We start from the raw sequence: 22754 nt of genomic DNA, 5'->3' as shown, positions 1-22754 counted from the left end.
CGTTTGTCGGACGATATCGAGCGCTATCGTCTTGCCTCGGTCACATTTGCCTCGGTCACATTCGAGCCCAGCATCTCCCTGCCGACATCGAGCGCCGCGCGGATCAGCGGAATCCGCTGATGTTCGCTCCGCACAGCGAGATAGCCCTTGGCATAGAGGGCCATCGAGGTTGAATCGATCGGCAGGACGCGGATGCGCAGATCCGGCGGGCACTCCCTCTCGAACATCAGGCTGATGCCGAGCCCCTGCGCCACCGCCTCCCGGATCATTTCGCGGGTGTGAAGCTCGACGATCCGCTGGGGAACGAGTTCGGCCTCGGCAAAGAGACGCTTGACGGCCGCCAGTGTCCGGGAGGTCGGCTCGCGCACCAGCAGGGGCTGCTCGACGATGTAGGAGAGCGGGACCGGATCCGACACGGTCCAGGCGACCGGGACGATCGCGACGAGACGATCGACGTAGAGCGGCACGTAGCTGTAGTCGCTCTGGATGATCGGCTCGCAAATGATCCCGAGATCGATCTGCGCACTGGTCAGCAAGCTGGCCGTCTGCGACGCATTCGCGATCGTCACGCGAAAATGCAGCTGGGGAACGCGCGCCGTCAGCGCCGCGAGAAACGCGGCCGCATAAGGCGGCGAATCCGTTCCAACGCGTAGCAGCCTGTCGCTGTCGATGGCGGCGGCGCCGAGGATCGCATCGATCTCGTTGGCGGTGCCGAACAGCACGTCGGCCTTTTCCATGAGGGCGTGACCCGCCGGCGTCAGCGACAAAGGCGGCCGCCGGCCCTCGAGGAGCTTGATCTTGTGGCGTTCTTCGAGCGCCTTGACCTGCTTGGACAGGGTCGGCTGCGATATGTTGAGACGTCGCGCCGCCTTGGAGACGCTGCGTTCCTTGGCGACGGCATAGAACGACCGCAGATGCAGCAGATTGACGTTCATATTGGCCTATGGCCCTGCAAATCCTGCCACAATTTCTAGGCGTGGGAGTGCGCTACGCATGCACGCTGCCGGTATCAGGCTTGCGCTACCCGATTGTGACATCCGGCGACGGGCGTCCAGAGACACGCCGCAACCCTCGCTGAGACGCAGCGTTGCTGCCTGAAGGAGCCTGCCCGCAAGCTCCTGCGCTCCATCGACGAAGGCGCCCGCGCCATGCGCGCGGCATCGCCGCCACCGATGCCGGCGTAACCCCGCGACGCGAGAGGAAGAAAGTCGGGATGCTGTTTTGCGCCTCTGAAGCGCATCCTGAATTCGATCGGCTGCGCCTGCGAGGACCATGCGGCGCCCGCGACGAGTTGTCCTTGCAGCCGCCGGCCAGAACCCGGGATGGCCAAGCCGATGCCGGCTGGAGCACCGCCCCTGGCGGCATGAGGGCGAACGCCTCTCAGCGATCCCTTCAGCCTCAATCGACCGCCGACCCAGTGCCGACGTCTTCAACACGATCGATGCGACAGCGGACACCCACAGCCCCGCCCGATAGCTTCATCGGCACGGAAGAGGCATTCAGATCCTGTAGTGGATCCGCTCTGCAAACGCGGATGGTGGAAGGCCGGTCGCCTTCCGAAACATCTGCGCGAAATGGCTCGGATTGGCATAGCCGACGGCGAGGGATACCTCCGTGATGCTGCGATGCGGATCACGTGCCAGCATATCGCAGGCACGCTCGATCCGCGCGCGTTGAAGGAAGGCGTGGATCGGAACGCCGAATTCGGCATGGAAGCCGCTTTTGAGACGGGTCAGGCTCATGCCCGCCTGCTGTGCGAGCTGCTCCAGCGGCCATGGTCGCTCCGGGTGTTTGAGCAGATTGTCGCGTAGCCGAACCAGAATCGGCGCATCGCGCAGCGAGGCCCGGCGGCGCCGCGGAGCGGGGGCCGAGAGGCGTTGCATCAGGTCAGTGAAGATGTCGAGGGCGCGGGCCTCCATCTCACCGTCGCGGCAACCGCCGACATCGGTGCGCGACAGGTCGATGATCCGCCGAGCCGAGGCCTGAGCGGCAGCCGAGCTTGTCTCGGCGCCGATCCAGATGCCGGGGGCGTGCAGCCGCGTCATCGGATGCGCTCCCCCCAGGCTGGTCAGCAGCTTCCGCGCTCCGTCATAGCGCCCGAGGAAGTCGCTATCCAGACGCAGTTCGACGGTGAGGAAGCGCGCGCCCTCGTCCGCCCGGTAGCGCCCTTTCGTCTGAAACTCGGTGTAGTAGACGAAGGTGGTGGCCGGAGCGTAGGCGACCGGATTGTTCTGCCCCAGTTCCAGCGGCTCGGTCAGCCAGCCGCCGCCGCTGCCGTCCAGCATGACCGTGAGCGAGAGCCCTGCGGCGCAGGAGCCGGTTCCGAGAAAGTCCCGCCGGGCCCGGGCGTCGCAGGTTGACAGGCTGAAGCCCGGCCTCAGGCCAAAGCGCCGATAGGTGCCCTCGAAGTCATGCGATTGCTCGCCGCGCAGCGCCAGCTCCTCCGCGACGGATGGTGGTTGCGCATCATCGTCCGCATAGCAAAGAAGCCGTTCTGCGATTTTGACGCCATCAGAGTGATAGGTCCGGGTTGTTTGGCCGGTCACGGGAAACGCCTCAGTTTACAACGATTCTATAGTTGGAGGTTATTCGAAGAAAGTCCTGCAAAACGTCTGATCCGGGCCTTCATCTGTCCGATCACGTTAGCATGAATTCAGAGGGGGCCATAACTGCCAGTAACGTGAATGGAAAGCCTGTGGAGGCGGATCAGGTGAGTGTGGCGACGCGCCCCGGCAACGACGTATGGCGAACGGCGCTCGTGTTCGGTGGCCTCTACGCTGCCCAGGGAATCGGCGCGAGCATGGCGCAGTTCGTGGTGCCGACCCTGCTGCGACAGCAAGGAATCGGGCTCGCCCTGATCGGGTTGAGTTATCTCCTCTTCCTGCCGGTGGTTCTGAAGCCGCTCATGGGGCCGGCTACCGATCGCTATGTCGCGGGCTCCGTGCTCCGGCGACGGAAAGCGATCCTGAGGGCTCAGTGCGCGCTCGTCGCTTGTTTCGCGTTCGCCGCGCTGCTGAGGCCCGGCGCCGGGACCATGCCGTGGCTCGCCGCGCTGCTCTTCGTGGTCATGACGGCGATCGCGGCACAGGACCTGTCGACCGATGCCCTCGCCGTCGAGGCAATTCCCCCAACCCGTCGCGGAATCGCCAACGGTGCGCAGGTCGCAGGGGTCTATCTGGGCTATGTCTTCGCCATCGCGCTGGGGTTTCAGATTTACGGCGCGATGGGTTGGGCTGTGGCGCTGCTGGCCCTGGCCTCGAGCTTCGTTGCGATCGGCATCATCGGTTGGGTTGGAAGCGCGACCTTCCAGTCACAGCAGGCCTGGTCGAGTCCCGCCTCTTCCGAGGTGCGGCTTGCATCGGCGTTCCGCCACCGCCCTTTCGTCAACGGCCTGGTCTTCCTGGCCATCTACCAGCTCGGCGGGCGGATCGGCGCCGCCATCATCGGGCCTTTCCTCGTCGACGCAGCGTTCCCTCTGGCCACCATCGGCTGGGTCACGGGGATCGGAATGGGAGCAGCCGGCCTCGCAGGCGCCTTCTGCGGTCCTGTTATGCTCGGGCGGTTTGGCACGACCCGGATGCTCGTCTTCACGGGCCTCGCCCACGCGCTGTGCTTTGCGGGACTGGCCGTCGCGGCGCAGTTCCTTCCTGCCGCGAGCGCTGCGACGACCGTGCTGGTCCTGCTTGAGAGCACCGTCTTCGCGCTGTCCTATGTCGCGCTGTTCACCCTGATGATGAGCCGGGTGCAGCCGCATCAAGCCGGCACGGATTTCGCGCTGCTGCAGAGCGCCGATTCCCTCGTCGCGATTCTGGCCGGAGCCGGCGCGAGCTGGTTTGCCGGCCAGGTCGGCTATCGCGGCGCCTTTCTCGCCGGAGCCGCGCTCCTGACCGTCGCCTGCCTCGGCGCGACGCGCCTCCTCGCCTCCCGTCCATTCTGCCTGCCGAAACTGGAATCGTCGGGCCGTCTTACAGCCCAGGACCGCCTGCCATGATCAGAAACCGCCTGTCGTCGACCGTCAGCCTCGCCGCTCTCGCCGCTCTGCTCGTCGCCGCGCCATCCGCATCCGCCCAACAGCGCCGCCCGCAGCAGGACAAGGCCGGGGAGACGATCGCGCTCGACGAGGTCACCGTGACCGCGCGCAAGGTCGAGGAACTGGCCAAGGACGTTCCCATGAGCGTGACGGCCGTCACGGGAGCCGATCTGGCGAACACGGTCGCCGACGCACCGAATTCGCTGACTCGCCAGGTTCCGAACCTGCATTATTCGAACATCGGCGATCCCACGCAGAGCAATTTCTCCATTCGCGGCATGGGCGCCCTGCTGCGGCCGTTGAACTCCATCGACAGCACCGTGGGCGTGACCTACGACGGCGTGCCGACCTCGCTGATGGGCGCAGGGATTCAGCCGCTCGACATTCGCGACGTCGAAGTCCTTCGAGGACCGCAGGGAACGCTCTATGGCCGCGGCACGCTCGCCGGGGCGATCAACTACATCTCCAACGAGCCTGACGGGACCTACGAGGTTCTCGGGCGCGCCGAGATCGGCTCGCATGGCTACAGGCTCGGCGAAATGACGGTCGGCGGCACACTCGTTCCCGACCGTGTGTTCGGCCGGGCGAGCCTGCGCTTCAGCAATTTCGGCGGCGACATCCGCAACGGCATCATCGGCGGCAGGGACGGCGACCAGAAGCTCTCTGCCGGCAAGGGGGCAGTGCGCTTCACCAATGGCGCCGGCACCACGATCACGATCGGCGGCTTCTACAACAACGAGAAGACCAATATTCCGCAGTTCGTGCTGCGCGGCATGGCCGGTTTTCCGGTCAGTGGAACAGATATCCGCCAGAAGGCCGATCGCGAGATCGCCGGTGGCCACGTCACCATCGTCCATGACTTCGATTTCGCGCGTTTCACCTCCGTCAGCGGCTACCAGCACGTCGATGCGGTGAACCTGGCGGATTCCACCGATTCCTTCCTCTATTCCCGCTTCCTCGGCGGCACGCCGGCCTTCTGGGCCAATCCGCTTCAGGACAAGGGGCGGTTACACCAGCGCGAAAACGTCTTCAGCCAGGAGCTCCGGTTGAACTCCCATGAGGGCAGCGCGATCAAATGGGTCGCGGGGCTGAGCTATTTTCGCTCCGATTACGCGATCGAGCGCAACATGAAGAGCAGCTTCTCGCCGCTCGCCAATGGCGACTTCAACACCGACATTGCGACCAACACCTTCGGCGCTTTCGGCGAAGCCTCCGTGCCGATCGTCGACAAGCTGACACTGACGACCGGCCTGCGCCTGGCCCATGACGACCAGAGGATGAAAGGGCGCTACGTCGCCAACGGCTCCATGCCGGGCGTTCCCTTCTTCAACCAGTCCGACAGCTACGACGACACCTATCTCACGGGCCGGGCCTCGCTGAGCTATGCCTGGACCGAGAAGCTGATGACCTATGCCAGCATCTCGCGCGGGCATTCGTCTGGCGGTTTCGAGATCTTCAACACCAATGCCCCGCTGGGCCGCGCGGAGAAGCCGTTCGAGGCCGCGACGAGCTGGAGCTACGAAGCGGGCGTCAAGTATTCCAGCCTCGACGGACGCTTCGATGCGTCGGGCGCCGTGTTCTTCAACGACGTCAAGAACGGCCCGACCTTCAACTACAATCCGGCGACCGCGACCTTCGCCTTCATGCCTTACGACTATCAGACGAAGGGCTTCGAACTCGAAGGGCGCGCGGCACTGACTGACTGGCTCAAACTGCGTGCCGGCGTCGGCTACACGCATGCCCGTATCGTCAACGTGCCGCTCACCGATGCGGCCGGCGTGCGGAGCGGCAATGTCGTCCCGAATATCCCGGACTGGACGGGAAACCTGTCCCTCGATGCCCGCTACCCGGTGACGCTGGGCCGGTTCAGCGCCCGTCTGATCGGCCGCGCCGAATATCAGTATGTCAGCAGCCGTGCCTCTGACCCGGTCAACAACACCAGGTTGAAGAGTTACAGCATCATCAATCTCACGGCGGGTGTGGAGAAGGACAATGTGAGCGTCTATGGCTTCGCCCGCAATCTCCTCGACAAGCGCTACGAGGCCTTCGCCTCCTATCTGACACCGCAGGCGATCGGCGTCGTCGTCGGCCAGGGGCGGACGATCGGCGTGGGGATGACGGTCAAGCTCAACTGATGAGCGCCTCCCGATCGCGGCTGTCGCAGACGCTCCTGCCCGACAGCCCGCTCTGGCGGCTGTCGGTGTTCCTGCGCCCCCACCGCCTGCGTCTGGCCGCTGCGGCGGGGTTGGGGCTGCTCAACGCAGCGCTGGCGACCATTCCCTTCCTGATCGCCTACCGCATCGCGTCATTGGCGCTGGCCGCCGACATGGCCGTGCTCTCGGCGGAGCTGGTGCCGCTCGCGCTCGGTGCAGCGACCGCGATCCTGCTGCGCAGCCTGACGGCGTCCCGCTCCGGCATGATCGCGCACGAGGCCGCCTATGACGTGATCCGTGATCTCCGGCTGGCTTTGGCCGACAAGCTGACACGGTTGCCGCTCGGGTTCTTCAGCGAGCACGCGACCGGGCGTCTCAAGACGATCCTGCGCGAGGATGTCGAGCAGATCGAGGATCTGATCGCGCATGCGCTGCCGGACATGATCGTGGCGCTCGTGACGCTGCTCGTGTTCGCGGCCGTCATGACCTGGATCGATTGGCGGTTGGCGTTGTGCCTCGTGGCGATGATCCCGCTTCTCGTCGTCTTCTACCGCTCGACCATCCGCAGCAAGCGCGGCCTGATCGGCGAATACGGGCAGGTTCTCGCCGCCTTCAACGCCCAGGCGATCGAGTTCGCGCGCAACATGCCTGCGCTCAAGGCCTATGGGGCGGATGAGCGCATGCGTGACCGGCTGATCGGCCTGACCGAGCGCATGGCCGCGCTCAACGAGAGCGCGCAGGCCGCCAGCCTCTCGTCATGGGCGCTGTTCCTGACCTGCCTGCGCGCCAACCTGGTGCTGATCGTCCCCGTGGGCGGGCTGCTCTATCTCTCAGGTGCCCTCGAGCCCGGGCGCTGGCTGCTCTTCGTCCTGATGGCGCTCGTCTTCAATCAGCCGCTGCTCCAACTCCTCTACACGGCCGGCCCGTTCTTCTGGAAAGTGCATCTCGCTGGACGGAACATCGTCTGGCTGCTCGACTGCCCGGAGCTGGTGCAGGCTGCCGAGCCACGCAAGCCGGCGGATTCCTCGCTCGTCTTCGAGAACGTCACCTTGCGCTACGACGGACGTGAGGTTCTCTCGGATATCGGCTTTTCCGTCGCTCCGGGCACGATGACCGCTCTGGTCGGCCCCTCGGGCTCCGGCAAGAGCAGCCTCGCGCGGCTTGCGGCCCGCTTCATGGACGTTCAGGGCGGGTGCGTCCGGATCGGCGGCGTCGACGTCCGGGAGATCGCGGAGGCGGACCTGCTGGATCAGGTCGCCCTCGTCTTCCAGGAAACCTTCCTCTTCGATGACGGCATCGCCGCGAACATCCGTGTCGGCCGGCCGGATGCGGGTGCGGCGGAGGTCGCTGAGGCCGCGCGGCGCGCGGGCGTGATGGATTTTGCAGGCGCCTTGCCTGCGGGGCTCGACACCCGGGTCGGCGAGAACGGCAACCGTCTCTCGGGCGGGCAGCGGCAGCGTGTCGCCATCGCAAGGGCCCTGCTCAAGGACGCCCCGATCCTTCTGCTCGACGAGGCGACAGCCTCGCTCGACCCCGAAACCGAGGCGCAGGTCCAGGCCGCGCTGGCCGAGTTGATGCAGGGCCGGACCCTGCTGGTCATCGCCCATCGCCTGCACACGATCCGCCATGCCGACCAGATCGTGTTCCTCGACGAGGGCAGGCTCGTGGCCAAAGGTCGGCACGAGGACATTCTGCTCGCCTGCTCCGCCTATGCGGATTTCTGGGCACGGTGTCAGGCCGACGAGGGCATGGTGCCGTTTCCCGCCGATCACGAGGGCGACCTCCGCGACGTGCTGCCGGAACCCGCCGGCCCGCGCCGCGATGTCGCCGAACAGGCGGACGCGCCGGCCCCCGCCGCGGGCGGCATCGCCGCGCTCAAGGTCCTGCCGTCTCTGCTGGGACCATGGCGGCGCCTGCTGGCGCGGGCGCTTCCCCTGCTCGTCCTCGAAGCCATTCTCGCCTCGGCCGCGCCCGTCGTCGCCCTTGTCGGGGTGATCGCGGCCGCAGCCGGCGAACTGACGCTCGGCCGCCTTGCCGAGGCCAGCATGATCCTGATGGCGGCCTTCGCCCTCTGCTTCGGTCTCAATCGCGCATCGCAGGGGATGCTGCTGCGTCTTCAGCGCCTGGCCGTGGCGAACACCCAGAAACAGGTGATCATTCACCTCGCGCGACTGCCCTTCGCCCTTCTCCAGCAACTGGGCAGCGCAGGCCTGACCCACCTGGTCTCGACCCATCTGGCCCGGCTGGATTTCGTCACCCCACCGACCCAGCTCGTCCGGGTCGCGGTCTTGCCCGCTCTCGCGCTCGCCAGCCTGTTCTGGCTCGACTGGCGGATCGGGCTGGCCGCAGGGATCGGACTGCCGGCCTTTCTGCTGGTCCTTCGCAGCGGCGACCATCGTTACCGTCGTGCCCAGGCCGCATTGCTCGCCTGCCGGGAGACAGCCAATACAGCGATGCTGGAGCAGATCCTGGGAATCGGCGTGATCCGCGCCTTCCGCCACGGGCTTGCCTCGACGTCGCGCCTGCACCGGAGCATCGCGAATGAACATGCCGGTTCGATCGCGGCCGCGCGCCCGCTCGCCTGGGGCGCGACCTGGGGACCCGCAGCGCTCGAATGCGGCTTCGTTGCGATTCTCCTCACCGCGAGCCTGCTTCTGGTGCGCGGAGAGATCGCGACGGGTTCCGGCTTGGCGGCCATTCTCTTCGGGCTGCTGGTCTACAGGCCGATGGCGGATGCGCTGGACCTGATCGCACTCGGCCGCAACACCGGACAGTCCGCCCAGGCGATCCGGTCGGTTCTGGACCAGCAGCCCATCCTGGAGCCGACTCGCGATCTCGTTCCGCAAGGTCACGCGCTGAGCTTTCAGGACGTGCAGCTCAGCCGCAATGGAAAAACCATCCTGTCCGGTTTCACGCTCGACATCGCCGATTGCGGGCTGATCGCCTTCGTCGGCCCGTCGGGCTCCGGAAAGACGACCGCGCTTCTGGCTGCTGCGGGCTTTCTCGCTCCCGATGCGGGAAGGATCACGATCGGAGGCATCGATCTGCACGCGATGACGTCCGCCCGCCGACGCTCCCTGATGGCGCCTGTCTTTCAGGACACCTATCTGCTGCGGGACACGGTGCGCGCCAATATCGCATTGGGACGCCCGGATGCGGACGAGGCCGAGATCGTTGCCGCAGCCCGTGCGGCGCAAGCGCATGACTTCATCATGAACCGCCCTGCCGGCTACGCCACCATGATCGGCGAAAGCGGAACGACGCTGTCCGGTGGCGAACGTCAACGGATCGCCCTTGCCCGCGCCCTTCTCTGCGAAACGCCCATTCTGATCATGGATGAAGGCATCTCGGCACTCGATCCCGAAAACGAGACCAGCATTCGCCGGACGCTGCGTCGGCTGGCGCGGCACCGCGCCGTCGTGATCGCGACCCACGACATGCACCTGTCGCGTGACGCGGATGACATCGTGCTGATCGAAAACGGCACGGTGTCCGCAAGAGGGAAACACGAAGAGGTCTTGGCGGAGTCGGTACCGTACCGGCGCTATTGGCGGAGGCTCCGGCCTGCGTAAGCGCAAGCTGCTGTTTCGACGGCCGGTTCAAAAGGGCCAGCTCCGGCCCATCTGGAAGACGCCAATCCGACCGCCCGAAACCGAACGTTTCGCGAGTCAGCAAGGACAGGAGTTTCGCTTGCCAAGTGGGCGGCGGGCGGGCCGATAAGGAAAGGAGCGAGCCATTCAGGCGAGGCTACCAGCGGGCCGGTGCTCGATTGCGCCGAGGTCAATGAGAATCTCGTCCGGCTCATCGGCAACACCCCGCGTTGGCGCAGGCGGTCAAGGACGGCCCGCCGACATGGAGGAAGTTCGCAGATTTGTACCGAAATGGCGCGCCCGAAAGGATTCGAACCTCTGACCCTCAGATTCGTAGTCTGATGCTCTATCCAGCTGAGCTACGGGCGCGTCTCAGAGCGTCATGACGCTTTCGCGTCCGGCCTGATGCGGGGGAGATAGCCGCTCGCTTTCGTCTTGGCAACCCGAAAAATGACGACGGCGTGAAGAAGGCGGATCGGGCCTGCGCCTCATGCGGCGTCGGCGGGCTCCCGCGCCAAAAGCGCCTTGGCGCGCTTGGCGGTGCGATCCTTCGGCAGCTTTTCGGCGATGCCATGCAGCGCCTCTCGCCGGTCGAGCTCGGCCCAGACCTCTCCGGGCGCGATCCCCATCGCGCTCCACAGCACGACGAGATTGTAGATCAGGTCGGCACTCTCGGCGATCGCATCGCGCCTGTGGCCCTGGATCGCCTCGATCCCGACCTCGACCGCCTCCTCGGCAACTTTCTTGGCCATCTTCGGCAGGCCGTCGGCAAAGAGTTTCGCCGTGCGCGACAGGCGTGGGTCGCGCTGGCGCGCGACGAGGACGGCGGCATGGAGTCTCGCGATCGAATCGGCCATCGCGCCAGTATGATCCGCCGCGATGAGCGTTTCATGACAACGCGCCGCACAAGGCGGCCACGCTGTCCGCGCCCTGAAGCTCAGTACCGCGTGGAGCGGCGGGTGGCGCGCACGACGGTCGGCGCCGTGACGGCACCCGCGGCGCCGCCCACGACCGCGCCGACCGGCCCCGCGACCACCGCGCCGGTGCCTGCACCGACCGCCGCACCTCCCACACGCTGTTCGACGGTATTGCCGCAGGCGGCGAGGGCGAGCGTGATGCCGGCAACGGCAAGCAGGGTAAGGGGGCGCATCGGCTTTCTCCCGGTTGGACCAAGAGGCGGAACGCCCGGCGTCTGCACTGGTTCCGTAACGTGACGGCACCGCCCGCCGATAAAGGGCGACGTGCGATAAAGAAGGCTGCTCGGCTGTGATCGCACTTGCGATCCGCGCGAAAATCCGTATACAGCCGGCATCGCATTCAGTCGCGCCATATGCATGGGCGGTGAGGGTCGAGAGGCCCGCGTCGCAGACTGTTGGTTTTTGACCGGTCCGCCTGGCAGAGGCGGGTCGATGGAGTTGAGACGATGAAGATCCGCAATTCTCTGAAGTCGCTGCGCGCCCGCCATCGCGACAACCAGCTGGTCCGCCGCAAGGGCCGCGTCTACATCATCAACAAGGTCCAGAAGCGCTTCAAGGCGCGCCAGGGCTGAGCATCGCGCGCGGCCTTCTCAGGCTGCGCCGATCGGTCCGGATCTGTGCTGAGCGGGGCGTCGCGAGACGCGCCGCTTTTTTGCGTGGCTCGCCGTCGCGTGATTTGACCGTGGATCTCGCCCGGTTAGAGTGGGCTCATGCGTTCCTCTCCGATCGCCCTTGCTCTGCTCCTGACGGTCGTCGCCGCGCCGTCCGCGCTGATGGCCCAGCCCTCGCCGCCCCAGCGGCCCGGCCAGGCGGTTCCGCAGGACAAGGCCGAGAACCCTGCTGCGCCGCAGCGCCGCCCCCCCGCCTCGCTCGAGACGCTGTTTCAGCGCCTTCACGACGCGAAGACGCCGGAAGAGGCCAAGGGCATCGCGACCCAGATCCAGCGGCGCTGGGCTCGCTCCGGCTCCGACACCGCCGATTTGCTGATGACGCGCGCGCAGGAGGCCATCAGGAACAAGCAGACCGAGATCGCGGTCGAGCTCCTCGACCGCATCATCAGCCTGCAGCCGGACTGGGCCGAGGCCTGGAACCAGCGCGCCAACGCCCTCTACATCGCCGGCGACCCCATCCGCTCTCTCTACGACATCGGAGAGACGCTGAGGCGCGAGCCCCGGCACTACGGCGCCATCATGGGGCTCGGCATCATCCTCAAGCAGCAGGGCGACGACAAGGCGGCGATGGCGGCCTTCCGCAGGGCGCTCGACATCTATCCGCAGTTCGAAGCGGTGAAGAAGGCGGTCGACTCGCTGCGCTACGAGGTCGACGGCCGCGAGACCTGAGCCGACGGCTGCAGCACCGCGCCGGCACGCTCAGGCCTTGGCGACATGCTCCTGCGCGATGAAGGCGATGCGGACCATGTTGGTCGCGCCCGGCGTGCCGAAAGGCACGCCCGCCACGACGATGATCCGGTCGCCCGTCTTCGCGAAATGCTCGCGCACCGCGAATTTGCAGGCGCGGAAGGCCATGTCGTCGGCGTCGCTGGCATCCTTGGTGACGATGGCGTGGACGCCCCAGACCAGCGTCAGCCGCCGCGCCGTGGCGCGGTTGGGCGTCAGCGCGATCACGGTCGAGTTCGGCCGTTCGCGGGCGATGCGGAAGGCGGTCGAGCCCGACGAGGTCCAGGCGCAGATCGCCTTGAGATGCAGCGTCTCGGCGATCTCGTGGGCCGCCTTGGCGATGGCGTCGGCGCCCGTCGCCTCGGGCTCCGCGCGCTGGGCCTCCAGGATCGAGCGGTAGACTGTCTCGCTCTCCACCTCCTCGGCGATGCGGTTCATCATCGTCACCGCCTCGACCGGATACTGGCCGGCCGCGCTCTCGGCCGAGAGCATCACGGCATCCGCGCCCTCGAACACCGCCGTCGCGACGTCCGAGACCTCGGCGCGGGTGGGCACCGGGCTGGTGATCATGCTTTCCAGCATCTGCGTCGCGACCACGACCGGCTTGCCCTTGCGGCGCGCCATGCGGGTCATGCGCTTCTGGGTGCCCGGCACCTTCTCCAGCGGCATCTCGACGCCGAGATCGCCGCGCGCGACCATGATCGCGTCGGAGGCGTCGATGATCTCCTCAAGCCGCAGCACCGCCTGCGGCTTTTCGATCTTGGCCATGACGGAGGCCCGGCCGCTGACGATCTTGCGCAGCTCCGCCATGTCCTCCGGCCGCTGCACGAATGAGAGCGCGATCCAGTCGACCCCCACCTCGGCCGCAACCTCGGCATCGGCGCGGTCCTTCTCGGTCATGGCCGAGACGGCGATCGTGGTGTCGGGCAGGCTGACGCCCTTGCGCGAGGACAGCCGCCCCCCGATCAGGACCTTCGTCACCGCCCGCTCGGGCGAGGCCTCCTCCACGACGAGCCGCAGCTTGCCGTCGTCGAGGATCAGGTGATGGCCGACTTCCAGCGCGCTCAGGATCTCGGGATGGGGCAGATGCACCCTTTTGTCGTTGCCCGGAGCGGGGTCGGAATCGAGAACGAAGCGCGCGCCCTTCTCCAGCAGGACCCCGCCATCGCCGCCGAAGGCGCCGACCCTGAGCTTCGGCCCCTGCAGATCGGCCAGGATGCCGACCGGGCGCCGGAACTTGGTCTCGAGCCCCCGCAGCATCGCGACCTTCTCGGACAGCGTCTCGCGCTGGGTGTGGCTCATATTGATGCGGAACACGTCGACGCCGGCAGCGAACAGCTTGGCGCACATCTCCTCGTTGGAGGAGGCCGGCCCCAGCGTGGCAATGATCTTGATTCGACGTTCGCGCTTCATCGTTTCCCCTGCGGGCGGTGCACCGCCCGTTCGTTTGGACCATCGGCGACCCGTGGCCGGCTCGGCTCAGGGCCTGGGCGGCGGTGGCGGCGGTGCAGCCGCGCCGTCCGTGAGCTGGATCGTCCAGCTCTTCTGTTCGCCGGTATCGACCTCGAAGAAGCCGGCACGGTCATAGCCCCGCGCCAGGCAGTCCTCGATACCATGGATCGTGAATTCCTTGTTGCGCACGCACATGACGGATTTGCCCGTCCATTCCCCGCCCTTGTCGTAATCGACGGCGTGGACGTAGTAGTAGCGTGCCGCCAGCGTGCCGCGCAGCAGCGTCTCGCAGCCGCGCGGGCTGATGTTCCACCAGCCTTCCGTCGTCCAGCCCTGCGCGTCGCGGTAGCCGATCGCGACCCCGACCCGGCTCGGCGTGGTGTTGCACATGCGCAGATCCGCCTTGGCGGGGCCCGCTGCCATGACCGTCAGCACGGCAGCGGCTCCGAGCAAACGGGCGCTGGAGAAGAAAGGACCCGGCATGCGTCTCAGGGCTCGATCAGGATCACGCGGCAATCGTTGACATTGGTCAGCGTCGGGCCCGGCTGCAGGAGATCGCCGAGGCGCTCGAAGAAGCCGGTCGAATCGTTGTCGGCGAGGGATCGGGCAGGATCAAGGCCGATGGCGGCGGCGCGCGTCAATGTTTGGGGATCGACCAGGGCCCCGGCCGGGTCCGTCGCTTCGCCGCCCCCGCCATCGGTGCCGTCGGTATCGCCCGCCAGCGCGACGATGCCCGGCTCGCCGCCCAGCGCCAGCGCCAGCGCCAGAGCATATTCCTGGCTCGGCCCGCCCCGGCCCGAGCCGCGCAGCGTCACGGTGAGTTCGCCGCCGGACAGGATCGCCGCGCGCCGCCCCTCGGCCTTCAGGGCCTTGGCGCGCTCGGCATGGGCGGCCGCGACCTCGCGCGCCTCGCCTTCGAGATCGGGACCGAGATCGAGCACCGCGTAGCCCGCCGCCTCGGCGGCTGCCCGCGCCGCGGCGAGCGCGTCGGCCGGGCGCGCGATGATGCGGTATTCGCTGTTCGCGAAGGCCGGGTGGCCCGGCTTCGGTGTCTCGTTGGCATCGTCCGCAAGCAGGGCTTCGGCAGCCGGCGGCAAGGCGAGGCCATAGCGCGAGACGATGGCGCGCGCATCCGCCATGCCGCTCGGGTCGGGCACCGTCGGCCCCGAGGCGATGGCGGCCGGATCGTCGCCGGGCACGTCCGAGATCGCCAGCGTCAGCAGGCGCGCCGGCGCGGCCGCCAGGGCAAGCCGCCCGCCCTTGATTCCGGAGAGACGCTTGCGCACGACGTTCATCTCCCCGATCGGGGCGCCGGAGCGCAGAAGCGCCTTGGTCACCGCCTGCTTTTCGGCGAGCGTCAGGGCGCCGGCCGGGGCCACCCAGTTGGCCGAGCCGCCGCCCGAGAGCAGCACCAGCACGAGATCCTCCGCCGTCGCGGCACCGGCCAGCGCCAGCGCCCGCTCGGCACTGGCGACGCTGCCCTCGTCGGGAACGGGATGACCGGCAGCGACCATCGGAATATGCCGCGTCGGCGCCGTATAGCCGTGACGCGCCACGGCATGGCCGAGCAGGCGCTCCTTCGGAAACCCTCCGTCGAGGTAGTGTGCCTCGGCAAGCGCCGTCATGCTTCCGGCCGCCTTTCCGGCAGCCAGCAGGATCAATCGCCCCGTCTCGGGCGCCCGCGGCAGATGATCGGCCAGGCATCCGGCCGGGTGGGCCCGCGCGACGGCAGCGTCGTAGATCATGCGGGCGGTGGCGCGCATCGACGCACTGTCGTCCCTCGATCCGTGCATCCCTTGCCCCCCGCTTCGAGCCGTTCGTCCGGCAGCCTTTGCGATTCGTTCTAGGCCTGCAGGCGCCGGGCGTCATCCCGCTCCGCTGATAAAATCATACTTATCTCGACCCCGTCATCCGGCTGTTGAGCACTGGGCTGCGAGCGGGCCTGCCGGCTTGACGCGCAGGGGCGATCCGGGCGAACGCTGCCGGCCGAATTTCATGGGACATCCGGTCCCGCACCCCGAAAGGATATGAGATGGACGATCCGGTTCAGGGCGATCAGCTCAAGAGCATCGTCGAGCGCATCGAGCGGCTCGAGGAAGAGAAGAAGACGATCGCCGACGACATCAAGGAGGTCTATGCCGAGGCCAAGGGCACCGGCTACGACGTCAAGGTGCTGCGCAAGGTCGTCGCGCTGCGCAAGCGCGACCTCGACGAGCGCAAGGAGGAGGAAGCCATCCTCGACCTCTATCTGCAGGCCGTCGGCGAAACCGCCTGAATCGGGCCTGCCTCGCGACGCTCGATCCACGGCCTGCGGGACTTCGGTCGCGCAGGCCGTTTTCGTCGGGAACGCTTTGACGGATCCCGGATCGGCGCGGCTTCGCCGCCTGACCCGGAATGACGCCGTGGTTCCCGCTGAGCTCAGCGGATCAAAGGCACCGCTGCCGGCGCCGTTGCGGCCCTGGCCTCTTCGAGCATCTTCAGGAGCTGCGCTTCGCCATAGGGCTTGGTCAGCACCTGCGCCTGGGTGTCGCCTGCGACGGAGGACGCATCGCCGCTGGCGTAGATCACGGCGATGCCCGGCTGCAGTTCACGCGCCTGAGTGGCCAGCTCGCCCCCTGAGAAGCCCGGCAGCTTGATGTCGGTGAGCAGCGTATCGACCCGCATCGTCCTCAGCGTTGCCAGCGCCTCTTCCGCGCTTGCCGCCTCGATGACGACATAGCCGGCGCCCTGCAGCATGTCGCTGGTGTTCATTCGGATCAGGGCGTCGTCCTCGACCAGCAGCACCGTGGCCGGCTTGGGCTGCACAGCCGCCCGCTCGATCGCGGGCCCCGGCAGCAGCTCCGTCTCCGACTCTGGCTCCGGATTGGGCGGCTGCGCCTGCATCGCGGAGGCCTGCCCGCGCTGCTTCTCGTTGCCGAGCACATGGCGGATCTTTCGCGCCAGCGTCTCGCGGGTATAGGGCTTGGAGAGCAGCTCCACGCCGGCATCGAGCTTGCCGCCGTGAACGATCGAGTTCTCGGTGTAGCCGGAGGTGAAGAGCACGGCGATGCCCGGCAGCCGGGCCCGCGCCTTGCGGGCGAGTTCCGGGCTCTTCAGCTCGCCCGGCATCACGACGTCGGTGAAGAGAAGGTCGATCGGGATGCCGCTCTCGATGACGTTGAGCGCGCTGCCCGCATCGGACGCCTTGAGCACGCGATAGCCGAGATCGGACAGCATCTCGATCACCGTGGCCCGGACCTCCTCGTCATCCTCGACGACGAGCACGGTCTCCGTGCCACCCGCGACGGGTCCGGCCGCGAGATCGACGACGACGTCCTCGTTCTCCATCGAGCGCGGCAGATAGAGCCTGATGGTCGTGCCATGGCCGACCTCGGAATAGATCTTGATGTGTCCGCCGGACTGCTTGACGAAGCCATAGACCATCGAGAGGCCGAGCCCCGAGCCCTTGCCCTCGCTCTTTGTCGAGAAGAACGGCTCGAAGACCTTGTCGACGATCTCGGGCGCCATGCCGCTGCCCGTGTCGGTGACCGCCAGCATGACATACTGGCCGGCGGTGACCTCTTCATGCTGCCGGGCATAGTCGTCGTCGAGATGCGCGTTCGAAAGCTCGATGGTGAGCTTGCCCTCCCCGTTCATCGCGTCGCGGGCATTGACCGCGAGGTTGAGCAGCGCGTTCTCGATCTGGTTCGGGTCGATGAAGGTGTTCCACAGCCCGCCGCCGACAACCGTCTCGATCTGCACGGTTTCGCCCAGCGCACGGCGCATCATGTCGTCCATCTCCTGGACGCGGCGGCTGATGTTGACGACCTTGGGTTCGAGCGCCTGCCGGCGGCCGAAGGCCAGCAGCTGGGCGGCGAGCCTGGCCCCGCGCGAGACGCCGGCCATGGCGCTGGCGACCCGCTTCTCGGCCCGCTCGATGCCGGCGACGTCCTTGGCGAGGAGCTGGAGATTGCCGGAGACGACCTGCAGCAGGTTGTTGAAGTCATGCGCGACGCCGCCGGTCAGCTTGCCGACCGTTTCCAGCTTCTGTGCGCGGAGCAGGCGCGCCTCGGCCTTGCGCCGCTCCTCGATCTCGGAAATCACCCGCGCCTCGAGGCTTTCGTTGAGCTGGCGCAGCGCCCGCTCCGCGGCCCGCCGGTGGGTGATGTCGGTGTGGACGCCGACCCATTCCTCGATCTCGCCGGTCTCGTCCAGGATCGGCAGCGCGCGGATCGCGAAAATCCTCCAGGCCCCGGCGCGGTCGCGCACGCGGTGCTCATGGATGAACATCGACTTGGCGGCGACGGCTTCGTTCCACGCCTTGACCGAAGTCTCCTGGTCGTCCGGATGGACTGCTTCGGCCCAGCCGAAATCCTGGTACTCTTCGAAGGCCTGTCCCGTCAGAGCGGCCCAGCCGGGCTGTTCTCCCAGCATTCGCCCTTCAGCGCTGTTCGTCCAGAGCACGCCGTGGACGGCATTCATCGCCGTGCGGAAGCGGCGGTTGCTCGCGGCCAGCCGCCGCTCCATCGCGACCCGCTCAGTCTGATCGATCACCGTGCACATCACGCCACCGACCTCGCCGCAGGCGTCGTACACCGGGGTATAATGAAGGTCGAAGACGAAGCCGCGCCGGCTCCCCCGCAGGTCCAGGACCATCGGCACGTCGCAATGGGAGACCAGTTCGCCGCGATAGCCCGCCTCGAGGATCGGCCGGTTCCAGTCCCACACCTCCGGCAGGGCGGTGGCGGTCGGCGCGCCCATCAGCTCCGGGTGACGATCGGCGACGATGTCCCGATAGGCGTCGTTGTAGATCAGCCGGTGGTCCGGCCCCCACATCAGCACCTTGGCGACCGGCGAATTCAGGATGTTCTGCACCGTCGCGCGCAGTTCCAGCGACCAGCGCTCGGCCGGGCCCAGCGGCGTTGCAGACCAGTCGAGGTTGCGGATCAGCTCGCCGCATTCGCCCCCGCCATGCGGCCAAAGCTGGCCGGTCCGCAGCTCGGCTTGCTGCAGCCCCCTCAGCGCCTCGGTCAGCGCCGCCTGCGCCTCGGCTGCCGGGCGCTCCTTCAGCCAGGCGTCGAGCAGGGTCTCAAGCTCGGCTGTCCATGCGGTGTTTGGCTTTGTCGGCGCGCTCATCGGTCGTCTCTGAAAGCCGGGGTTGAAAACGTCAATGCCATGCCAGGCCGATCATGTCCCGGACTCGCGCTTGCCCAGCAGCCGGCTCAGGCCGGCATCGAGAGCCGCAAGGCTATAGGGCTTGCGCAGGGTCGCCGCATCGCTCAGCCCCGCCAGCGCGAGATCGTCGTATCCGGTGGCGAAAATGAACGGCACGCCCGCCTCGGCCAGGCGCTCGGCGACCGCATGCGACGTCCCGCTGCCGAGATTGACGTCGAGAATGGCGACATCCGGCAGGGCCCGGTCGAGGCAGGCCATCGCCTCCTCGACACGCGAGCAGACCTCGACCTTGTCGGCGCCCAGCCGCAGCAGCATGTCCTCGCAATCCATCGCGATGATGAACTGGTCCTCGAGGATCAGGGCAAGCCGTCCCGCGAGAGGCTGCCCCGTCTTCGCCGGCGGATCGGCCGCCGGGGATGGCGCCAGCCTGTCCTCGCCGTCCCAGCGCACGAAACGCGCCGGAATCCGCAGGACCGCCTGCAAGCCCTCCGGCCGATAGTCCAGATCGCTCGCTCCGCCGAGATCGAACGGGATGCTGCGCGAGATCAGGATGGTCCCGAAGCCCTGCCGCGCCGGCGGCGCGACGCGCGGACCGCCGCTCTCGCTCCAGCGGATCTCGCAGTCGCCCACGGCGCTCCGCGACCATTCGATCGCGAGACGGCCGCCGGGCACGGAGAGGGCGCCATATTTGGCGGCATTGGTGATGAGCTCGTGGATGACGAGGGCGAGCACCGAGAACGCCCGCGCATCCAGCGTGGCGGGCGGGCCCTCGATCGCGACCGCGGCGTCGACCGCGCGATAGGGCGATGCCTCGGCCGCGACCAGATCGCGCAGCAGGCCGCCGCCGCTCGCTCGCATGGCCTGGTCATGCGCCACCGCAAGCGCCTCCACCCGCCCCTTCAGCGCGGTGACGTAAGCCTCGATGGTCGCCCCTTCGGCGAGCGGGTGCGCGACGATCGACTTGATCAGGGAGAGGATGTTCTTGACCCGGTGATTGAGTTCCTCGTTGAGGACCTTCCGGCGCATCTCCGCCTTGTTGCGTTCGTCGGCCAGGAGTTCGCTCTGTCGCAGCACGACCTCGATCAGCGTCCGGCGCGTCGATTCCGCGAGTTCGCGCTCGACAGGCGTCCAGGCGCGCGAATGCCCGGCCACGGTCTGCTTCCAGACGGCGAAGCTCTGCCGCGGCGTCAGACGGTCCCCATGAGGGCCGGAAGGATAGGTCTTGGTGGGATCGCCGCCCCATTCGATCGTCTGGACGAATTCCTTGCGGAAGAAGAAGAGGTAGTCCCGCGGAATCTGCGACAGCGGCACGACCAGCACGCCGGCGAAGCGGCCGGCATGGGCCCGGGCCGCTGGCATGGCCTCGACCAGCGAGGTGCTCGCCCAGATGCGCCCCTCGCAGACCGTGCCGGCGAAGCTCGCCAGCTCCTCCGCGAAGGTCGCGGATGGCACGCTGCCCTCGGCGCGCCATTCGCCGTCGATGAAGATGCCGACCCCGTCACTCTCGACCAGCCCGCGAAAAGCCCCGAGATGGCGCCCGAGGAACTCGGTTGCATCCGTCACATGAGAGGCGGACGACAAGAGCCCGTTCAGGAAATCGCGCGCCTGCTCCGCCGCGAGCAGCAGCTGCTTCTGCGTCAGGGCGCCGAGCTGGAGCGCGAAGAACTCGCCGAAGATCTCGGCGGCGATGCGCCGGTTCATCGGGAGCGAGCGCGGGCTGTAATGATGGCAGGCGATCAGGCCCCAGAGCTTGCCCTCCAGAATGATCGAGACCGACATCGAGGCGGCGACGCCCATATTGCGCAGATATTCGCAATGGATCGGCGAGACGCTGCGCAGATGGGCATAGGAGAGGTCGAGCGGCTCGCCCGCGCCGTCGAGCTCGGGCACGATCGGAAGGCGCTCGCCGCTGCTGTTTGAGACGATGCGGATCGGGTTGAGCAGATAGAGCTGCCTGGCCTGTTGGGGGATGTCGCTGGCCGGAAAATGCTGGCCGAGGAAGCTCTCCAGGTTGGGCCGCTTCGCCTCGCTCATCACCTTGCCCGAGCCATCGGGCGCGAACTGGTAGATCATCACCCGGTCATATTGCAGCACGGCGCGCAGCAGCCGGGCCGCACTCTCGATCAGCTGGCTCGGCGAGGTGACGGCCGAGAGGCGGCCGACCAGCGTGCGGGCGAACTCTAGCGGCGATATCGGCCCGTCCGACGCCGCTTCCTCGAACTCGATGATCGTGTTGCCCTTGAAGGAATGGATCGACACGTCGAAGCTGCGGCCCAGCGTCGCGACCTGATGGCGCGGCATCAGCCCGGCCCGTGACGGCGCGCTCGACCGCGCCAACGCGTTGCGCATCTCGTGGACGGCCGGCCCGCCGAGGATGTCCTCCAGCGTTCGGCCCACCAGCTCGAAGGTCCTGAGCCCGAGAAAGGCGCCGGCATTGACCGAGTGCCTGAGGACGGTCACGACCTCCGCGTCGCAGACGATCATGCAGCCATGCGGCTGGACGCTTCCGGGAATGTGGATCGGTTCGCGATCGCAGTTCGTCAGGTCGACGGTCGTCATGAGGCCGGCAGTTCGAGAGGAGAGAAGGCCTGGATGGCGTGGTCGAAGACCTGACGGGCCCCGCGCGCGGCGAGGCTCCAGCGGGCCCTCTCCAGTCCGTCCAATCGCACCAGAAGTTCGCGCCAGGACGTGATCGAGCCGGCCTGCGCCGACAGATAGCGCGCGCCATGGGCCGCCCCCAGTCCCAGCGCGGCCGCGGACTTGACGAGCACGCGGGCTCCCAATGCCGACCCTTCAAGGACATAGGTGGCCCCGAGCAGGCAGGCGATGTCTTTTGACAGGACGAGCCGCTCCGCCGCAGGCACGGGAAGACCGAGATCGGCGAGGTCCCGCCGCAGTTGCGGCACCAGCTGCCTCGGACCGAGGCCGAGCGCGTCGGCCTCGACGCCGATGGCGGCTTCCGCCGGAGCGCGGTGCCGGAAGCTGCCAGCGAGGAAGCGGGTGTAATCGTCGAGGCTCGTGAAAGCGCCGATCAGGCCGTCGAGCTCCTCGTGCAGGTCATGAGTTTCCGCGCGCAGGAAGCTCCTCAGATCGTTCATTCGTAACCCCGACGAGAACTGAAAAGCCAGTCCGACGCGGCCCACCTTCTTGCCGCCTCTCCGGCGCCTTCAAGGCATGATCGCTACGGCTCATCGAGGCGTTCATGCGCGGGGCGCAAAAACGGTCGACGCTGCGGCAACGCGCAAATCCTCCGCCGGTTCCCCGCGTGGCCCACGTCGCGTTGCAAACGCCACAGCCTCCATCAATCCGGGTGATCCGTCAGATCATCCGATTTGGCGTGGCGTTTCGCTCGTCCTCGGGCACTCTTCGCCAGCGCCAATGGAGAGGCCCATGCTGCTGGTCGGAATGCTCGACAGTCCCTATGTCCGCCGCGCCGCGGTTACCGCCACCCTGCTCGACGTTCCGGTCGAGCATCGCTCGGTTTCGGTCTTCCGCCACATGGACGAATTCCGCGCGATCAATCCGCTGATCAAGGCCCCGAGCCTGGTGACGGACGCGGGGACGGTGATCAGCGAATCGCTGCTGATCATCCAGCATTTCGAGGATGTCGCCGGCCGCTCGCTGCGCCCCGTCGAATCTGCGGCCCGCGAGCGCGACCTCGCGCTGACCGGCATCGCCATCGTCGCCGCCGACAAGGCGGTGGCGATCGAGTACGAGCGCAAGCGCCCGGAAGCGCAGCGCTACGCGCCCTGGCAGGAGCGCATCGTCACCCAGCTCCACACTGCGCTGGATCTGCTCGACGCCGCCGCAAAGGAGGGCGCCCTGTCGGCTGGCCCCGAGCTCCTGCCGTGCGACATCGCCGCCGCCATCGCCTGGGGCTTCTGCCGCTTCGTCATTCCCGATGTCGCACCGGCGGAGCGCTGGCCCGCTTTGGCGGCGCAGGCTGCGGCCTGCGAGGCGCTGGAGGTGTTCAAGACCTGGCCGATCGACCGGGAGTAAAG

The 22754-nt window shown here is 67.4% G+C and carries 17 protein-coding genes, 1 tRNA gene and 1 pseudogene; 8 read left to right on the top strand and 11 right to left on the bottom strand.

Going from position 1 to position 22754, the window contains the following annotated elements:
• Positions 1-23: 23 nt before the first annotated feature.
• Entirely contained in the window at positions 24-935 is a 912-nt protein-coding gene (locus BW981_RS14745) for a LysR family transcriptional regulator (protein ID WP_076440487.1), read from the bottom strand.
• A 150-nt stretch (positions 936-1085) separates the two neighbouring features.
• Between BW981_RS14745 and BW981_RS23415 the strand changes: the two are divergent.
• Positions 1086-1291, top strand: a pseudogene (locus BW981_RS23415) (IS5/IS1182 family transposase); the annotation flags it as partial.
• 208 nt (positions 1292-1499) lie between these two features.
• Here the strand turns inward: BW981_RS23415 and BW981_RS14740 are convergent.
• Complete coding sequence (locus BW981_RS14740) at positions 1500-2546, bottom strand: helix-turn-helix domain-containing protein (RefSeq protein WP_076440485.1); 1047 nt, start codon at positions 2544-2546, stop codon at positions 1500-1502.
• A gap of 32 nt (positions 2547-2578) precedes the next feature.
• On the opposite strand from BW981_RS14740, the gene BW981_RS14735 reads away from it, so the two are divergent.
• The 3 genes from BW981_RS14735 to BW981_RS14725 are packed head-to-tail and all read left to right on the top strand — an operon-like array spanning position 2579 to position 9755.
• Entirely contained in the window at positions 2579-3991 is a 1413-nt protein-coding gene (locus tag BW981_RS14735; protein ID WP_139333771.1) for an MFS transporter, read from the top strand.
• The gene (locus tag BW981_RS14730; RefSeq protein WP_076440481.1) at positions 3988-6165 is read left to right on the top strand and encodes a TonB-dependent receptor; all 2178 of its coding nucleotides are present in this window, start codon (positions 3988-3990) and stop codon (positions 6163-6165) included. Before BW981_RS14735 ends, BW981_RS14730 begins: the two co-directional genes overlap by 4 nt.
• Positions 6165-9755, top strand: a complete 3591-nt coding sequence (locus tag BW981_RS14725) for an ABC transporter ATP-binding protein (protein WP_076440479.1) — start codon at positions 6165-6167, stop codon at positions 9753-9755. Before BW981_RS14730 ends, BW981_RS14725 begins: the two co-directional genes overlap by 1 nt.
• A 310-nt stretch (positions 9756-10065) precedes the next feature.
• Here the strand turns inward: BW981_RS14725 and BW981_RS14720 are convergent.
• From BW981_RS14720 to BW981_RS14710, 3 genes are all read right to left on the bottom strand, one after another.
• A tRNA-Arg gene (locus BW981_RS14720) sits at positions 10066-10142 on the bottom strand.
• Positions 10143-10261: 119 nt separating this feature from the next.
• Entirely contained in the window at positions 10262-10630 is a 369-nt protein-coding gene (gene hisE, locus BW981_RS14715) for a phosphoribosyl-ATP diphosphatase (protein WP_076440477.1), read from the bottom strand.
• Between the two features lie 80 nt (positions 10631-10710).
• Positions 10711-10923, bottom strand: a complete 213-nt coding sequence (locus tag BW981_RS14710) for a hypothetical protein (RefSeq protein WP_076440475.1) — start codon at positions 10921-10923, stop codon at positions 10711-10713.
• 273 nt (positions 10924-11196) lie between these two features.
• On the opposite strand from BW981_RS14710, the gene ykgO reads away from it, so the two are divergent.
• Together ykgO and BW981_RS14700 are read left to right on the top strand one after the other, a co-directional pair.
• On the top strand, positions 11197-11322 hold the full coding sequence (ykgO, locus tag BW981_RS14705; protein ID WP_038363015.1) for a type B 50S ribosomal protein L36: 126 nt from the start codon (positions 11197-11199) through the stop codon (positions 11320-11322).
• 138 nt (positions 11323-11460) lie between these two features.
• A complete protein-coding gene (locus tag BW981_RS14700) occupies positions 11461-12090 on the top strand; it encodes a tetratricopeptide repeat protein (protein ID WP_076440473.1) in 630 nt (209 codons plus the stop codon).
• A 30-nt stretch (positions 12091-12120) separates the two neighbouring features.
• Here the strand turns inward: BW981_RS14700 and pyk are convergent, their stop codons facing one another.
• The 3 genes from pyk to BW981_RS14685 form a co-directional block, all read right to left on the bottom strand.
• Entirely contained in the window at positions 12121-13560 is a 1440-nt protein-coding gene (gene pyk / locus BW981_RS14695) for a pyruvate kinase (protein ID WP_076440471.1), read from the bottom strand.
• Between the two features lie 66 nt (positions 13561-13626).
• Positions 13627-14082 (bottom strand): DUF1036 domain-containing protein, encoded by a 456-nt coding sequence (locus BW981_RS14690; RefSeq protein ID WP_076440469.1) that lies wholly within the window; start codon positions 14080-14082, stop codon positions 13627-13629.
• Positions 14083-14087: 5 nt separating this feature from the next.
• Positions 14088-15362 carry a glycerate kinase type-2 family protein gene (locus BW981_RS14685; protein WP_244560337.1) on the bottom strand — a complete coding sequence of 425 codons (1275 nt, stop codon included), beginning with the start codon at positions 15360-15362 and terminating at the stop codon, positions 14088-14090.
• A 269-nt stretch (positions 15363-15631) separates the two neighbouring features.
• Here BW981_RS14685 and BW981_RS14680 point away from each other — a divergent pair, with 269 nt between their 5' ends.
• Positions 15632-15874 carry a DUF2312 domain-containing protein gene (locus BW981_RS14680; protein ID WP_076440465.1) on the top strand — a complete coding sequence of 81 codons (243 nt, stop codon included), beginning with the start codon at positions 15632-15634 and terminating at the stop codon, positions 15872-15874.
• A gap of 143 nt (positions 15875-16017) precedes the next feature.
• On the opposite strand, the gene BW981_RS14675 is transcribed toward BW981_RS14680, so the two are convergent.
• The 3 genes from BW981_RS14675 to BW981_RS14665 are packed head-to-tail and all read right to left on the bottom strand — an operon-like array spanning position 16018 to position 21851.
• Positions 16018-18714 carry a response regulator gene (locus tag BW981_RS14675; RefSeq protein WP_076440463.1) on the bottom strand — a complete coding sequence of 899 codons (2697 nt, stop codon included), beginning with the start codon at positions 18712-18714 and terminating at the stop codon, positions 16018-16020.
• Between the two features lie 51 nt (positions 18715-18765).
• The gene (locus BW981_RS14670; RefSeq protein WP_076440461.1) at positions 18766-21312 is read right to left on the bottom strand and encodes an HWE histidine kinase domain-containing protein; all 2547 of its coding nucleotides are present in this window, start codon (positions 21310-21312) and stop codon (positions 18766-18768) included.
• The gene (locus BW981_RS14665) at positions 21309-21851 is read right to left on the bottom strand and encodes a biliverdin-producing heme oxygenase (RefSeq protein ID WP_076440459.1); all 543 of its coding nucleotides are present in this window, start codon (positions 21849-21851) and stop codon (positions 21309-21311) included. The genes BW981_RS14670 and BW981_RS14665 overlap by 4 nt, the downstream gene beginning before the upstream one ends.
• A 292-nt stretch (positions 21852-22143) precedes the next feature.
• On the opposite strand from BW981_RS14665, the gene BW981_RS14660 reads away from it, so the two are divergent.
• The gene (locus BW981_RS14660; protein WP_076440457.1) at positions 22144-22752 is read left to right on the top strand and encodes a glutathione S-transferase; all 609 of its coding nucleotides are present in this window, start codon (positions 22144-22146) and stop codon (positions 22750-22752) included.
• Positions 22753-22754 lie beyond the last annotated feature (2 nt).

It is taken from the genome of Allobosea sp. TND4EK4 (assembly GCF_900156025.1).
In the GTDB taxonomy this organism is placed as follows: domain Bacteria; phylum Pseudomonadota; class Alphaproteobacteria; order Rhizobiales; family Beijerinckiaceae; genus Allobosea.
This window is presented reverse-complemented; position numbering and strand designations above follow the sequence as displayed.

Excerpts from the sequence above, each read along its gene's own strand:
- BW981_RS14675 (WP_076440463.1), bottom strand. The coding sequence starts at position 18,714 with ATGAGCGCGCCGACAAAGCCAAACACCGCATGGACAGCCGAGCTTGAG.
- BW981_RS14685 (WP_244560337.1), bottom strand. The coding sequence starts at position 15,362 with ATGCGCGCCACCGCCCGCATGATCTACGACGCTGCCGTCGCGCGGGCC.
- BW981_RS14670 (WP_076440461.1), bottom strand. The coding sequence starts at position 21,312 with ATGACGACCGTCGACCTGACGAACTGCGATCGCGAACCGATCCACATT.
- BW981_RS14745 (WP_076440487.1), bottom strand. The coding sequence starts at position 935 with ATGAACGTCAATCTGCTGCATCTGCGGTCGTTCTATGCCGTCGCCAAG.
- BW981_RS14730 (WP_076440481.1), top strand. The coding sequence starts at position 3,988 with ATGATCAGAAACCGCCTGTCGTCGACCGTCAGCCTCGCCGCTCTCGCC.
- BW981_RS14665 (WP_076440459.1), bottom strand. The coding sequence starts at position 21,851 with ATGAACGATCTGAGGAGCTTCCTGCGCGCGGAAACTCATGACCTGCAC.
- hisE (WP_076440477.1), bottom strand. The coding sequence starts at position 10,630 with ATGGCCGATTCGATCGCGAGACTCCATGCCGCCGTCCTCGTCGCGCGC.
- pyk (WP_076440471.1), bottom strand. The coding sequence starts at position 13,560 with ATGAAGCGCGAACGTCGAATCAAGATCATTGCCACGCTGGGGCCGGCC.
- BW981_RS14710 (WP_076440475.1), bottom strand. The coding sequence starts at position 10,923 with ATGCGCCCCCTTACCCTGCTTGCCGTTGCCGGCATCACGCTCGCCCTC.
- BW981_RS14725 (WP_076440479.1), top strand. The coding sequence starts at position 6,165 with ATGAGCGCCTCCCGATCGCGGCTGTCGCAGACGCTCCTGCCCGACAGC.
- BW981_RS14680 (WP_076440465.1), top strand. The coding sequence starts at position 15,632 with ATGGACGATCCGGTTCAGGGCGATCAGCTCAAGAGCATCGTCGAGCGC.
- ykgO (WP_038363015.1), top strand. The coding sequence starts at position 11,197 with ATGAAGATCCGCAATTCTCTGAAGTCGCTGCGCGCCCGCCATCGCGAC.
- BW981_RS14660 (WP_076440457.1), top strand. The coding sequence starts at position 22,144 with ATGCTGCTGGTCGGAATGCTCGACAGTCCCTATGTCCGCCGCGCCGCG.
- BW981_RS14700 (WP_076440473.1), top strand. The coding sequence starts at position 11,461 with ATGCGTTCCTCTCCGATCGCCCTTGCTCTGCTCCTGACGGTCGTCGCC.
- BW981_RS14690 (WP_076440469.1), bottom strand. The coding sequence starts at position 14,082 with ATGCCGGGTCCTTTCTTCTCCAGCGCCCGTTTGCTCGGAGCCGCTGCC.